The following is a 14,905-nucleotide window of genomic DNA, read 5'->3' as shown; positions in this document are numbered from 1 at the left end:
TACATTCAAATTTTTTAGGATCGCAACATTGTACGGCATTCTGTTTTTGAATGTCAGTCACAATAAATCACAGTAATAAAAAATCTCTGAAATTAAAGAAGTAAATACAATCTTTGAGCAGCTTTTTGATTAGAATAATTCTAGATTTATAAGGAATAACAAGAATGGCGAGTAGCTTACTAATATTATTGGATGATATTGCCACGGTTCTGGACGACGTTGCAGTCATGAGTAAAGTGGCGGCAAAAAAGACAGCTGGGGTATTGGGGGATGATCTGGCACTCAATGCTCAGCAGGTAAGTGGGGTGCGTGCAGAACGTGAACTACCTGTGGTGTGGGGCGTAGCAAAAGGCTCTTTCGTCAATAAACTCATTCTTGTTCCTTTAGCCTTACTGATCAGTGTGGTTGCGCCATGGCTGATTAATCCTTTGTTGATGATCGGTGGCCTGTTTCTGTGTTATGAAGGCGTGGAAAAAGTACTGCATAGTCTCAAGCATAGAAAGGCCAAGACCGAAGAAGCGGCTGAAGCAGAGTTAACTGCAATTGAAACAGATCTGAAGCAATTTGAAAAAGATAAAATTAAGGGCGCTATTCGTACCGACTTTATTTTGTCTGCTGAAATTGTCGTGATTTCCTTGGGTACCGTGGCAGCAGCAGCTTTCACGACCAAGGTGATGGTGCTTTCAGCGATTGCTGTGGTCATGACGATCGGCGTATATGGCTTTGTCGCCATGATTGTGAAAATTGATGATGTAGGACTGTACTTAACCGAGCAGGCATCCAGTTTTAAACAAAGCGTCGGGCGTGGTCTGCTAGCATTTGCCCCAAAGCTGATGAAAACGCTGACCATTGTTGGAACGATTGCCATGTTTCTGGTGGGTGGCGGGATTATTGCGCATACTATTCCATGGTTTCATCATTTCACTGAAGATTCAGTCGAATATGTTGAGCATATTCCGACTATGGGTAGCATTGTAGGTGCAGTGACACCAACGTTTATTAACTTGGTGATTGGTTTTATTGCAGGACTTGTGGTGTTTATAGTGATTGGCTTCATTCAAAAGATCAGAGCAAAATCGAAATAAGCATAATCCAAAAACTTGTTCAAATAAGTTGAAATTAAACAATAAGGAATTTTACTATGCGCTGGAAAGGTCGTCGTGTAAGTAGCAATGTAGAAGACCGCCGAGGGGGCGGCGCCAAAGCGGGTGGTATTAGTATCCTTGGCCTGATTGTAGCCTTTGTTGCCTGGAAATTTTTTGGCGTGGATCCACAACAAGCCTATCAAGCCACCAAGCAGGTGACTCAAGGTGTTTCTAGCGCTGAAACACGCGGTCTGGAAAATCCTACCCCAGAGCAGCAAGAAGCAATCGATTTTGTCGGAACGGTTCTTGCTGATACAGAAGATACCTGGTCACAAGTGTTCCAGCAGCAGCTGAATCAGCAATATACACCGCCAAAGTTAGTGCTTTTTAGTGGGGTGGTGAACTCAGGTTGTGGCGCAGCGCAATCAGCGATGGGACCATTCTATTGTCCGGCTGACCAGAAAGTGTATATCGATACCACTTTCTTTAGGGATATGCGTAGCCAGATGGGCATCAGTGGTGAGCAGAATTCAACAGAGCTGTCACGTAACGACCAAGCCGGTGACTTTGCACAAGCCTATGTTGTGGCACATGAAGTTGGTCATCATATCCAGACCATCTTAGGTATTTCTTCTCAGGTACAGCAGGCACGCCAGCAAGCAACCAAGGCGCAAGCGAATCAGCTGTCAGTGTATCAGGAGCTACAAGCGGACTGTCTGGCTGGGGTGTGGGCCTATCATAACCATGAACGTACCCAGTTCCTTGAGCAGGGTGATGTACAAGAAGCCATGGATGCAGCGCATAAAATCGGTGATGACTACCTGCAGAAAAAAGCTCAAGGGCATGTGGTGCCAGACAGCTTTACCCACGGTACCAGTGCACAGCGGGTACAATGGTTTAATACTGGCTTAAAGTCTGGTCAAATGGCTGAATGTGATACTTTCAATAAGGGTATTTAATACCTTAAAAGTACTTAGCCAAATTTGAACTGCAAAATGAAATGAAAAAAAGGAGCAGTTGCTCCTTTTTCTTCGTCATCGTAAAATTTATTTATTTAAAAAACGGCGGAAATTTCTGATCAGCTTAAAGCTGACAAATAACGCAGCCAAAGCAAATAAGCTAATGCCAAATACCACATATTTCAGCCCAGAAACGTCCTGCTGATAAAACTGCTGGATCTCATTTTGGGAATAGGAAAATTCTGAAACCTGACCGGTACGGCTGTCTTTATATTTAACCTGCTCAATATAAGAAAATTCACCAGCTTTAAACAGTTTTACCTGTTCAATCTGACGAGTATGTGACTGATTGATGTCATCACTACATAAGGCTGTATAGTGATTGCAACTACTTTTAGAAATATAGCCATTCCCAGCAATCAGGACAAAAACTGCATTATCTGGTTTCTGGTTATTGGACAGCAAAACATATTGCTGCTCTGGTGAGCTGATCAGGCTCAAAGACTTGCCTTGCTGATAATGTTGCTCAGCCTGCATGATCTCCTGAATTTTGGCAAAACAGGTGAAGCACAGTGCAATAGTGACCAGGAAAATCACCGTAGCAAGGAAAAGACGAAAAATAATTTTAACGGTTTGATGCATGGGAGAAGGATTCAGAAGAGCTAGTAAAAGAATACAGCAAAGCGGTACTATGAAATTGTATGATAATTCACCATTTAAAATTATTGAAAAGAAACTTAACTTAAAAGCAAAATAAACAGGATTAAACTTATTTCATCCGGAAATACCTCTTCATTTGATATTTTATTTTTAAATAAGCCAAAGGACTCATTTTCGGGAATGAGTCGTACTTTAAGGGAACCCATGGGCAATTTCTTTTTCTTACAACTTTTGACTGTTGTTTTTGCATTATCCATTGCCACGACATTATTTAATAAAAGGGTACTGGGTTTTCCTCAAGCGATTGGTGTTCCGATTGTCTCTGCAATTTTCGTCTTTATCCTGCAGTGGGGCGCGAGTCTGCTGCATGGCAATCCTTTTTTCAGTATCAATATTGCCAATATTGAAAGTGCAGTCCGGCATATCGATTTCTATGATTTCCTGATCAATGGGGTTATTTGTTTTATTTTGACCTCATCTGCGCTGAAATTTAAGGTATCTGATTTGCGTAATCACTGGCGCCCAATTGGAATTCTAGCCAGTCTGGCACTGGTATTTTGTGCCGTCTTTTTCGGTTTAGTCTTGTATGGCTATCAGTTCCTAATTGGTAAGCATGTTGATCTATTGGTGCTGCTATTACTAGGTGCTGCATTGGGTGCAACAGATCCAATCGGGATTAAAGGTGTGCTCAGCTCAGTTCGTGCGCCGCATCACTTGATGGTGAAGCTGGAAGGTGAATCGCTATTTAACGACGCCATGTGTATTGCCTTATTCATGACCTTGTTAAATGTATTGCAGGGTGAGAACTTTACCTTATTGGGTGTGCTACAAACACTGCTCTACGAAATTGTCGTAGCAGTCTTTATTGGTGTGGTATTTGGCTGGGCGATTCTACGCATTCTGCGTGGTAAGCATGAGATGGAATCCCTGATTCTGACCACTGCATTGTTAGCTTGTGGTTCATATCTGATCGCCTTGCTGGCGCATGCTTCCGCACCAATTGCCTGTGTAATTGGCGGTCTGATTGTTGGTAATAAATGGAAGGAAATTCTGGCTGATGCTGATATCGGCGACGTCAACCATTTTTGGCATACAGTTGAAGGGATTATTAACTCCTTCCTGTTTACCCTGATTGGTCTGGAACTATTTATTCTGGACCTAAGTACCAGTCTGATTCTGGGCGGGATCGTAGCCTTTATTATTCTACATGTGGCGCGCTTTGCAGCAAACTTCCTGTCTTTCTCTATGTTCCCGCATCTGCGCAGAAAACGTTATAACGGTAGCCTCGCCATTCTGTCGTGGGGCGGTGTACGTGGCGGGATTTCCTTGGCATTGATCTTAGCCGTTGCCAATGTTCCGCAACTGGAAGAATACAGCAGTATTCTGGTCGGCTATACCTTTATTGTGGTGTTGTTATCGGGTGTGGTCTGTGGTCTGGGGCTCCCAGCTGTGATGAATGCCTTCTATTACAACCCGCATGAAGAGAAGGAAGGTTGGAAAGGCTGGTATCAACGTATGTGCCATAAGATGAACCGCAAGGGTTTCCAGTACATTATTGGTGAAGATGCTAATGGTAATGAAATTATTACGGTGTATAAGCCTGAAAGTTTAATTGATGAAAAAGATGAAGATGGTGTAGCGGCAGTGCATAATCCTGAAAAAGTGCATGAAGTGAAACGTCTGGAAAATCCGGACAACTTCTAAAAGATTTGTATCATTTAAAAAAGAGAATCTTCGGATTCTCTTTTTTATTTTTTGGGACTTAACTTGGCGAGTTTGAACCAAGACATTATGATCAAAACAGTTTAAATGGATTTATTTACAATGACTGCTAGACCCAGTGATGAACTTGCTCAAATGATTCTCAGCGTAATTGCCTTGATCCCACAGGGTAAAGTCGCAAGTTATGGTCAGGTCGCGAGACTGGCAGGATTGCCACGCCATGCACGTCTGGTTGGACGAGTACTTAGGGATATGGATGAATCATCAGACCTGCCGTGGTATCGGGTGATTAATTCCCATGGTAAAATTAGTGTGCATAGACTGGATGAGCACGGCATGAATATTCAGACCGCTAAATTAATACAAGAAGGCATAGCAGTTATTGGGGATAAAGTTAACCTGAAACTGTACCAATGGGATGGCATAACTCAATAAAAAATACCCCATGCGGACATGAGGTATTTTGAGGAAGCAAAGAGATGAATTTATGCTTTGCCACGTACCACAAGTACTGGAACATCGGACTGACCTAGAATGCTTTGTGCCACGCTGCCAAGGAAGAATTTCTTGAAGCCAGTGCGGCCATGTGAGCCAATCACAATTAAGTCAGCACCCAAAGTTTTAGCTGCTTTGGCAATCTCGGTATTCACGACTTGCCCTTCAAGTAACTGGGTATCGACCTGCACACCGGCAGTTTCAAAACGTTTTTTCGCTTCATCCAGATTTTGCTGGATTGCAACACGTGCACGTTCGATTAAATCATTGGTTTGTGCTGCAGTAATATATTCAGCAGCAATATAAGGGTCTAAAGTCATCACCTGAACCACAGTGATCTTACCGTTAAACGTCTTCGCTAGCTCTACTGCTTGGTTTACAGCTGCATAGGAAGTTTCTGAACCATCAATTGGAACTAAAATATGTTGAAAAGCCATAATAAATCTCCTTACGGAAGTAATGCATTTATAGTTATGAACCGGTTTTCCGGGCTAAAAATCTCTTGCTTATAGTTTGATCATATACCCTATTACAAAGAAATAAAACCAGCTAAATTCGTAGGAATTATAAGAAGATGAAACGTATTACTGGGTGAAAATTCATTCTATTTATCTCTTAATTAAGAGGGCTCTCCATAAGAATTTATCAAATAGTTAAATTCTCTAATTCTTAAACGTCTAACTCTCTATTTTCCTGAAGAATTTAAAAAATATTGAAGAACAACGACTGATAAAAAAACTTGAAAGCAAAATAATTAGATTTTTGCTCAGCATTTCTCAAGGTAAGTTTGACCACATGTAGTGATATTCAGTCTATAAAAATATTTTTTTAATAATAAAAAAGGGTAGAGGGAAAAATCGAGGGATGGCAAAAAGTAAATTAAGCCATGTTAATGAAATTGCTAAGATTCTATTTAATTAAATCGCTTACTAAAAATTAATAAGAGAAAGTATTTAAATTTTTAAAATAAAAAATAACCAATAAATCGATGTTTTTGTTTAATTTTTATATGATTTTTACACATTTGCATAAAGACTGAACATTTGTGAATTAAAATGCTTGACGAGGGATGCGGAAGTTACGATAATGCGCACACAGTTTACGGCTATGTAGCTCAGTTGGTTAGAGCACCGCACTCATAATGCGGGGGTCACAAGTTCAAGTCTCGTCATAGCCACCATTTTTATAGACCAAGCTCTCAGCTTGGTCTCTTTTTTTGTGCCAAATAAATATATTTAAATCTATAAAACTGTTGCACTATTCTTGTTAATTGAAATATTCCGATATTTACTTATAAATCTGTTCGGGTTATAGCTTTCATTTAAATCAATGCAAATAAAAAAACGCCTAAACAGACTTAGGCGTTTTTCTAGATCAACAGGGCTAAATTAAACGCCTGCTTTCCATCCATTTACGATTGGGTAGCGACGTTCGCGGCTGAAAGCGCGTGAACTGATACGAGGACCAATCGCACCTTGACGGCGTTTGTATTCATTCACATCCACCAGACGAATTACACGTTTGACCACTTCTTCTTCAAAGCCTTTGGCAATAATGTCGTCTTGGCTCATATCTTCTTCGATATAAGAGTAAAGGATGGCATCCAGAACATCATATGGCGGTAATGAATCCTGATCCACTTGATCTGGACGCAGTTCTGCTGAAGGTGGGCGGGTAATTACACGCTCAGGAATCACAGGTTTGTCTGCAATGCTGTTACGGTATTTTGCCAGTTCAAATACAATGGTTTTATACACATCTTTCAGTACAGAGAAGCCACCGACCATGTCACCGTAAAGTGTACAGTAACCCACAGCTACTTCTGACTTGTTACCAGTCGACAGTACCAGATTGCCAAATTTATTCGACAATGCCATGAGTAATGTACCGCGTGAACGAGCTTGTAAGTTCTCTTCAGTTGCATCCACTGGTGCATCACCGAAGAATGGGTACAAGGTTTGCAGAAAACCATTCACAATAGGGTTAATTTCGGCAATGCCGAAAGTTACACCCAGTGTTTTCGCCTGTTCAGCTGCATCTTCTACACTGATTTGAGCCGTATAGGTATATGGCATCATCACCGCTTGAACTTTATCTGCACCAAGGGCATCTACAGCAATAGCAAGTGTCAATGCAGAGTCAATACCACCAGACAAACCTAGAATCACACCTGGGAAACCAGAGCGTTGTACGTAGTCACGTGTCGCAACCACTAGGCTCTGATAAATCTCTGCCATGGTGTCTAACGCTGGGGTAATAGATGTTTTGCTAAATTCAAGGTTGGCAGCATCATATTCAGCAATGTACAGATTTTCCTGGAAGCTTGCTGCTTGTAGTGCAACTTCACCAGATTTATTCAGTACGAAACTGGTACCGTCGAAAACTAGATCGTCATGACCACCGACCTGGTTACAGTACACCAAGTTGATGTTGAGCTGTTTAACCAGCGCCGCCATGGTTTCAATACGGTGTTGTGGCTTACCGACTTCATATGGAGAAGAGTTCAGTACTACTACAGTATCAACATTCAACTGAGCCAGCTGTTGAACAACGTTTAGCGACCATACATCTTCACAGATCAGCACACCAAATTTATGACCGAGGTATTCAAATACCAGATGTTGATGACCTTCATTGAAATAACGCTTTTCATCAAAAACGGCATAGTTTGGTAGGGTCTGTTTATTATAGATCCCCAATACCTGACCGTCTTTCATCACCGCAGCAGAGTTATAACGCTGACCATCTTCAGTTTGATTGACAAAACCAAATACCATCACGATGTCTTTAACTTGTGCCAGTTGATCAAATGCCTGTTGGGTACGTTTGGTCAAACTTGGACGCAGAATTAAGTCATCTGCAGGGTAGCCGAGAGTCGAAAGTTCTGGAAAGATAATCAGGTCAGCATTGTCTTTTTTAGCCAGTTCGGCTTGTTCGATCATTTTTTGCGTATTTGCGTCGATATTGCCAACATGTGGAGAGAATTGAGCAAGGGCAATTTTAAAACTTTTCATTCCAACTAAATCCTAATCCTGATAGATTTTTTTGCACTAATCGACTGTTATTTAAAATTATAGTTATTTAGTCGAGTGCAATCTGGTACTTACATAATGCCAAATGGCTAAAAACTTAAACACAATAATAAAAGCTTGATACTTAATCTCATTTTTGGAAAGAAAATATCAGACATTAGTTATTCTATCGAAATTTGAAGCAGATGCTAGCGTTGTTTGCATAGATTTAGTGTTGATATGCAACTGGATCATTAAAAATAAAACGAACACATATTGTTTTGTATCGAATCTGCCCAGATCGAGCGCGATGTTTTATATATGAAGATTTTAGCGTACTCGCAGCTCATCCAGTTCTTGAATAATATTTGGCAGCTTTTTGAGGTAAATATCACGTGCGATATCACCTTGCTGTTCAATATTGTAGCTCCAGAAAGATTTGCCAGGAATATAGGAATATTTATAAGGATCATAACGACCAAAACTTAAAAAATAAGCGGTCTGTAATATTGCTCCACGTAGTACCACATTAATACCACGCTGATGCTGGAAAATATGCGTCATCTCATGAATAAACACCGCGCGGTAACTTGCAGTCTCTTTGGAATAATCCTCTTTAAAAAGTACATTGCGTACATGAACATATCCCGTAGGTGCCATTAGAATATGTTTCGGTTGCCAAGGCAAGAAAGGATGATTCATGACATGCACTTTGCTGTAATCAATCTGGTCGCCAAATACGGAACGACACATCTGGATTTCGCCTTCGGTCAGATGACGGCACTTAAATTGCGGAAATCGGATCAGTCTTAACAACAAGAATAAAAGACGGTAGGACATAGTCATGACGAATATTTGGAATGATCTAATTATAACGGGATTGTAGGCTTGTGTTTGTAAGCATCTTTATCACGCCATTTGCTCAATAAGCCAGTTACTTATTTGCTACTGCTGTTCTTGATATTTTTTGAAGAAATAAAAAAAACCACCCGAAAGGGTGGTTTTTTGGGTCTTTCGACGCGGTTCGAATTAACGAACGATATCGCGTTGAGTTTCGCCAGTGTAAAGCTGACGAGGACGACCGATTTTGTAAGGTGCGCTGTGCATTTCTAACCAGTGGCTGATCCAACCAACTGTACGTGCAAGAGCGAAGATTACAGTAAACATTTCTGTTGGGATACCAATCGCTTTAAGGATGATACCTGAGTAGAAGTCTACGTTAGGGTAAAGGTTACGTTTGATGAAGTAGTCATCAGAAAGTGCGATACGTTCAAGTTCCATAGCAAGAGCAAGCTGTGGATCGTTGATACCAAGTGCAGTTAACACTTCGTCGCAAGTTTCTTTCATTACTTTCGCACGTGGATCGAAGTTTTTGTAAACTCGGTGACCGAAGCCCATCAGTTTAACTTCTTTAGTTTTCACTTTTTCCATGAACGGAGCAACGTTTTCTACAGTGCCGATTTCATCAAGCATCTTAAGAACAGCTTCGTTTGCACCACCGTGAGCAGGACCCCATAGAGCCGCAATACCAGCAGCGATACATGCATACGGGTTAGCACCAGTAGAACCAGCTAGACGTACTGTAGAAGTAGACGCGTTTTGTTCGTGGTCAGCATGAAGCGTGAAAATACGGTCCATTGCTTTCGCAAGAATTGGGTCAACTTTGTAGTCACGGTCTGCAGGAGTAGCAAACATCATGTACAGGAAGTTTTCCGCGTAAGTCAAATCGTTACGTGGGTAAACGAACGGTTGACCAACTGTATATTTGTAAGTCCAAGCAGCCAGTGTAGGCACTTTAGCGATCAAACGAATCGCAGTGATTTCACGATGGTCGATGTTTTCGATGTCAAGGCTGTTGTGATAGAACGCAGAAAGCGCACCAACAACACCACACATGATCGCCATAGGATGCGCGTCACGACGGAAACCATTGAAGAAGCGGCTAACTTGGTCGTGAACCATTGTGTGGTTACGTACTTTAGCGTCAAATTCAACTTTTTGTTCAGCAGTTGGAAGCTCGCCATTTAGAAGAAGGTAGCAAGTTTCTAGGTAGTCTGCTTTAGTCGCTAACTGGTCGATTGGGTAGCCACGGTGTAAAAGAACGCCTTTACCACCATCGATGAATGTAATTTTAGATTCACACGCCGCTGTAGATACGAAACCAGGATCAAAAGTAAAGTGACCTGCAGCCAACACATCTTTAACGTCGATTACATCTGGGCCCAATGTGCCGCTGTAAATTGGTAGTTCAATTTGTTTGCCATCAAGCTGTAAAACGGCTTTTTTGCCAGTTGCTTCAGACATTCAATAGATCTCCTGTCCTGGTGAATGTTTATCCGAGTTGTCTATCAATCTTTTAATGTACAAAACGGACGGATCAAAAATTTGCTATAAGATTAGTGAGTACTGAAATTTTGTCAATTATACTTATGGATAAAAAATGACGTTACACAGCGGCTTAGTCACATAATCTCTGTATAAAAAGCTTTATTAAAATCACAGCATCAACGCGCTATAATAAGATAAAACATGCAGAAGGTGCAGAAAAAAATACATTGTTTGTAGCAATAATCATCATCATTTAATCGTAAAAAAATGTTTAAAATGATCAGGTTCATTACAGTGAAACGGCTAAAACTATATAAATTTCATTACTTACAGCTTTTTCAAGTGTTGATCATTTTTGCCAAGTTTTATAAATAAAAGCGCTTAATAGAATATTTTAAAATGTCCGTTTGATTAAAAAATGACTCATTTTTACTTGATTAAATTATGTCGATTCGATTTATTTTGAGACTTTATTCACATTTTGAAGTTGAATAGAGTTGCTGAATACTGAAATGAATCATTATTTGGCTAAGTAGCTTATTCATTAGACTATTTATTGAGATGATTTTGCGCGAGTTAGTGGGATTTTAGTAAACCTTTATAAAATAGAGAGTTCTGTATACTTTGAGTGATATTTTCAATCAGTGGCTAAGTGCTTGAATCTTCACCTTTAGTCTAAAGAGTGAGCATTTTTGTTGAGTGATGATATCGGACTAAAACACTCAGCTTTATTATTTAAAAACAAATATATAAAGTGAAAATAAAAGGGAAGGGGTTAAGTATTGTAGATTCACCTTATTGTTAATGATTCTTATTTAAAAGGTTTTTGACCAAAAAGCCAATGAGAGTTGTTTGTATTTTAATAGTTAGCGTTTTATAATTCAGTGTCGTTTTACGTTTAGGCATGTATTTGTCTAAATAATGCCAGCTTTCCTTCGAATTAATTCCAACAAACTCCGGATGGAGTTTTTAACTACAGGATGCCCGCTGTGAAAAGCAACAGACCTGTCAATTTGTCCATGGGTCAAGTTTTAGAAGTAAACTTAAAATCACCTGTGGCTATTGCATCAATTCTACACCGTCTTTCTGGTGTGATCGTATTTTTACTCGTACCGGTCCTTCTATGGATTTTAGACAAGTCATTGTCTTCGCCTGAAGGTTTTGCTCAAGTGCAAGAAATCTTTAACGGATTCATCGTGCGTTTTGTTGTATGGGTATTTGTAGCCGGCTTAATCTATCATACGTTTACTGGTATTAAGCATTTACTTGCTGACGTTGGCGTTGCAGAAGAACTGCAAAGCGGCCGTACTGCAGCTACTATTTCATTAATCTTGTCTGCAATCGGTATTGTTGCAGCATTTGTATGGATCGTACTCTAATGAAAAGTGCTACTGGTTTAACGGGTTCAGGTTCTCGCGATTGGTTTCTTCAACGTATCAGTGCGGTTGTATTAGCTGTTTATACTGTTATCGTTTTTGGTTGGATTTTGCTTAACGGTGGTTTCAACTTCGAACAGTGGTACGGCTTTATGATGACTACACCAATGAAGATCATGTCTTTATTAGCTGTATTCTCTCTTGTTGCACATGCATGGATTGGTATGTGGCAAGTATTCACTGACTACGTGACTACTCGTCAAATGGGTCCATCAGCATCAGGTTTACGCATTGTATTGACTTCGGCAGTGATTATCGCTGTATTAGCATACGCAATCTGGGCAATCCAGATTTTCTGGGCTTGATAGGAAGAGATCATGGGCGCAATTAACCCTAAAGAAGATTACACAAATATTCCACACGAAACTTTCGATGCTGTCATCGTTGGTGGTGGTGGTTCAGGTATGCGTGCATCTTACCAACTTGCTCAAGCTGGTTTAAAAGTTGCTGTACTGACTAAAGTATTCCCAACACGTTCACACACTGTTGCAGCGCAGGGTGGTATTGGTGCATCTCTTGGTAACATGCAAGAAGATAACTGGCACTACCACTTCTATGACACTGTTAAAGGTTCTGACTGGTTAGGTGACCAAGACGCGATCGAGTTCATGACGCGTGAGGCACCGCAAGTGGTATACGAATTAGAACATTTAGGTATGCCATTTGACCGTAACGCAGACGGTACGATTTACCAACGTCCATTCGGTGGTCACTCTGCAAACTACGGTGAAAAAGCAGTTCCACGTGCATGTGCTGCAGCTGACCGTACAGGTCACGCGCTTCTTCACACGCTTTATCAAAGCAACGTGAAAATGGGTACTCAATTCTTCGTAGAATGGATCGCGCTTGACCTGATCCGTAACGAAGCTGGTGATGTTCTTGGTGTTACAGCAATTGACCAAGAAACTGGTAAAATTGCAGTATTCCAAGCGAAAGCTACATTGTTCGCTACTGGTGGTGCTGGTCGTGTTTACCGTGCATCGACTAACGCTTATATCAACACTGGTGACGGTCTTGGTATGGCGGCGCGTGCAGGCATTCCATTACAAGATATGGAATTCTGGCAGTTCCACCCTACAGGTGTTGCGGGCGCAGGCGTATTGTTAACTGAAGGTTGTCGTGGTGAAGGTGCAATCCTTCGTAACAAAGACGGCGAACCGTTCATGGAACGTTATGCTCCGACTCTGAAAGATTTGGCTCCACGTGACTTTGTATCACGTTCTATGGACCAAGAGATTAAAGAAGGTCGTGGCTGTGGTCCTAAAGGTGATTATATCCTTCTTGATATGACTCACTTGGGTGCTGATACGATCATGAAACGTCTTCCATCTGTATTCGAGATTGGTAAGAAATTCGCGAACGTTGACATCACTAAAGAGCCAATTCCTGTAGTACCAACAATCCATTACCAAATGGGTGGTATTCCTACAAACATTCATGGTCAGGTTGTTGTTCCAGAAACTCGCGAAACTGAAGCGCTTGTTACTCACTACGACAAAGAAAATGATGTTTACTCAACCAACCAAGATGGTCGCAACTTCACTAAACCAGTGAAAGGCTTCTATGCAATTGGTGAGTGTTCATGTGTATCTGTACACGGTGCAAACCGTCTAGGTACAAACTCTCTGCTTGACCTTGTTGTATTTGGTAAAGCAGCTGGTGAACACATCATCGACTACGTGACTAAACACCACGGTGATGAGTACGCGCCACTTCCTACAACTGTACTTGAGCAAACTGTTGCACGTATTCGTAAACTTGACGAATCTACTTCAGGTGAAAACGCTCAAGAAGTTGCTGATGCAATTCGTGACATCGTTCAAGACCACGCTGGTGTATTCCGTACATCTGCACTTCTTGAAGAAGGTGTTAAACAGATTCTTGCAATTGAACCACGTGTTCGCAACATTCATTTGAAAGACAAATCTAAAGTATTCAACACTGCACGTATTGAAGCTCTAGAAGTTGAAAACTTGTATGAAGTTGCTAAAGCAACACTGATTTCAGCTGCTGCTCGTAAAGAATGTCGTGGTGCGCATACGGTTGTTGACTTCGAGTTACCACCTGATCATGCTGACTACCCATATGGCCGTCGTGATGATGAATGGATGAAGCACACATTATGGTTCTCTGCTGATAACCATCTTGAGTACAAACCAGTACGTTACCGTCCATTATCGGTTGAAGCAATTCCACCTAAACCACGTACATTCTAATTCGGAGAAGTAAGATGAGTAGAGGTACTCGTACATTTAATATCTACCGCTACGATCCTGATAAGGATGCGGCACCGTACATGCAAACTTTTAAACTGGAATTGACTGACAAGCATCGTATGTTGCTTGATGCACTTCTAGCATTAAAAGTACAAGACGAATCTTTAACGTTCCGTCGTTCATGTCGTGAAGGTATTTGTGGTTCTGATGGTGTAAACATCAATGGTAAAAACGGTCTTGCATGTCTGTGGAACCTGAATGATTTACCAGAAACAATCACAATTCGTCCGCTTCCAGGTCTTCCAGTCATTAAAGACCTTGTTGTAGACATGAACCAGTTCTACGATCAGTACAACAAGATCCATCCGTTCTTGATCAACAACCAGCCTGCGCCGCCTAAAGAGCGTCTGCAGTCTCCTGAAGAACGTGAACATCTTGATGGCCTGTACGAATGTATTCTTTGTGCATGCTGTTCGACTTCATGTCCGTCATTCTGGTGGAACCCTGACAAGTTCTTGGGTCCTTCAGCATTGTTGAATGCTTACCGCTTTATCATTGACTCACGTGATTCAGCAACTCAAGAGCGTTTGGCTCGTCTTGACGACCCATTCTCGCTGTTCCGTTGTAAAGGCATCATGAACTGTGTATCTGTATGTCCTAAAGGCTTGAACCCTACTAAAGCAATCGGTCACATCCGTAACATGCTTTTAGATATGGCCGGCTAATTCAGACTGTGAAAAAACAGTTTGTCAAAAAGCACACCACTTGGTGTGCTTTTTGCTTTGTATGGGCGCCGAAAATGAAAGGACTTGCTGAAAAGTAGGGGTGATCAGTATTGGTTGAATGTAATTATAAAGATGGATGAGCCATTTCAGAGCATGGTACTCAGGTTTATGCACTATTTTGATGTAGTTCGATTTATTTATGATTTTTAGATGTAAAACTGGACTGAAAAATATTCCCGATAATGTTATTATATAACGCAAGATTGCA

13 protein-coding genes and 1 tRNA gene are annotated in these 14,905 nt (G+C 41.0%); 9 read left to right on the top strand and 5 right to left on the bottom strand.

The annotated features are described in order from the left end of the window. Positions 1-164 precede the first annotated feature (164 nt). Both BS636_RS00840 and BS636_RS00835 read left to right on the top strand, forming a co-directional pair. The gene (locus BS636_RS00840; RefSeq protein WP_099337090.1) at positions 165-1,085 is read left to right on the top strand and encodes a DUF808 domain-containing protein; all 921 of its coding nucleotides are present in this window, start codon (positions 165-167) and stop codon (positions 1,083-1,085) included. A 56-nt stretch (positions 1,086-1,141) separates the two neighbouring features. Next, positions 1,142-2,044, top strand: coding sequence for a neutral zinc metallopeptidase (locus tag BS636_RS00835; RefSeq protein WP_099337089.1), 903 nt, complete (start codon positions 1,142-1,144; stop codon positions 2,042-2,044). Positions 2,045-2,131: 87 nt separating this feature from the next. On the opposite strand, the gene BS636_RS00830 is transcribed toward BS636_RS00835, so the two are convergent. Continuing rightward, complete coding sequence (locus BS636_RS00830; RefSeq protein WP_099337088.1) at positions 2,132-2,686, bottom strand: hypothetical protein; 555 nt, start codon at positions 2,684-2,686, stop codon at positions 2,132-2,134. A gap of 222 nt (positions 2,687-2,908) precedes the next feature. Between BS636_RS00830 and BS636_RS00825 the strand changes: the two genes are divergently transcribed. Both BS636_RS00825 and BS636_RS00820 read left to right on the top strand, forming a co-directional pair. Further along, positions 2,909-4,408: a cation:proton antiporter gene (locus BS636_RS00825; protein WP_099337087.1), complete on the top strand. Its 1,500-nt coding sequence runs from the start codon at positions 2,909-2,911 to the stop codon at positions 4,406-4,408. A gap of 120 nt (positions 4,409-4,528) precedes the next feature. Beyond that, positions 4,529-4,861, top strand: a complete 333-nt coding sequence (locus BS636_RS00820; protein ID WP_099337086.1) for an MGMT family protein — start codon at positions 4,529-4,531, stop codon at positions 4,859-4,861. A 50-nt stretch (positions 4,862-4,911) separates the two neighbouring features. Here the strand turns inward: BS636_RS00820 and BS636_RS00815 are convergent, their stop codons facing one another. Then, positions 4,912-5,358 (bottom strand): universal stress protein, encoded by a 447-nt coding sequence (locus tag BS636_RS00815; protein WP_099337085.1) that lies wholly within the window; start codon positions 5,356-5,358, stop codon positions 4,912-4,914. Positions 5,359-6,024: 666 nt separating this feature from the next. Here BS636_RS00815 and BS636_RS00810 point away from each other — a divergent pair. Continuing rightward, positions 6,025-6,101, top strand: a tRNA-Met gene (locus tag BS636_RS00810). 208 nt (positions 6,102-6,309) lie between these two features. Here the strand turns inward: BS636_RS00810 and BS636_RS00805 are convergent. From BS636_RS00805 to gltA, 3 genes are all read right to left on the bottom strand, one after another. Then, on the bottom strand, positions 6,310-7,935 hold the full coding sequence (locus tag BS636_RS00805; RefSeq protein ID WP_099337084.1) for an NAD+ synthase: 1,626 nt from the start codon (positions 7,933-7,935) through the stop codon (positions 6,310-6,312). A gap of 327 nt (positions 7,936-8,262) precedes the next feature. Then, the gene (locus tag BS636_RS00800; RefSeq protein WP_171265973.1) at positions 8,263-8,772 is read right to left on the bottom strand and encodes a hypothetical protein; all 510 of its coding nucleotides are present in this window, start codon (positions 8,770-8,772) and stop codon (positions 8,263-8,265) included. Between the two features lie 189 nt (positions 8,773-8,961). After that, complete coding sequence (gene gltA, locus BS636_RS00795; protein WP_099337083.1) at positions 8,962-10,236, bottom strand: citrate synthase; 1,275 nt, start codon at positions 10,234-10,236, stop codon at positions 8,962-8,964. A 1,004-nt stretch (positions 10,237-11,240) separates the two neighbouring features. On the opposite strand from gltA, the gene sdhC reads away from it, so the two are divergent. From sdhC to BS636_RS00775, 4 genes are read left to right on the top strand one after another with little or no spacing between them, the layout of a single operon-like run. Next, positions 11,241-11,639 (top strand): succinate dehydrogenase, cytochrome b556 subunit, encoded by a 399-nt coding sequence (sdhC, locus tag BS636_RS00790; protein ID WP_008301879.1) that lies wholly within the window; start codon positions 11,241-11,243, stop codon positions 11,637-11,639. Beyond that, on the top strand, positions 11,639-12,001 hold the full coding sequence (gene sdhD, locus BS636_RS00785) for a succinate dehydrogenase, hydrophobic membrane anchor protein (RefSeq protein ID WP_099337082.1): 363 nt from the start codon (positions 11,639-11,641) through the stop codon (positions 11,999-12,001). The genes sdhC and sdhD overlap by 1 nt, the downstream gene beginning before the upstream one ends. A 12-nt stretch (positions 12,002-12,013) precedes the next feature. Continuing rightward, positions 12,014-13,912, top strand: a complete 1,899-nt coding sequence (gene sdhA, locus BS636_RS00780) for a succinate dehydrogenase flavoprotein subunit (protein ID WP_099337081.1) — start codon at positions 12,014-12,016, stop codon at positions 13,910-13,912. Positions 13,913-13,926: 14 nt separating this feature from the next. Further along, positions 13,927-14,637 carry a succinate dehydrogenase iron-sulfur subunit gene (locus BS636_RS00775; protein ID WP_099337080.1) on the top strand — a complete coding sequence of 237 codons (711 nt, stop codon included), beginning with the start codon at positions 13,927-13,929 and terminating at the stop codon, positions 14,635-14,637. The last annotated feature ends 268 nt before the right edge of the window (positions 14,638-14,905 follow it).

The sequence above is a fragment of the Acinetobacter sp. LoGeW2-3 genome (assembly GCF_002688565.1).
Classification (GTDB): Bacteria; Pseudomonadota; Gammaproteobacteria; order Pseudomonadales; family Moraxellaceae; genus Acinetobacter.
The sequence above is the reverse complement of the archived record's forward strand: the minus strand, read 5'-3'. Positions and strand labels throughout refer to the sequence as shown.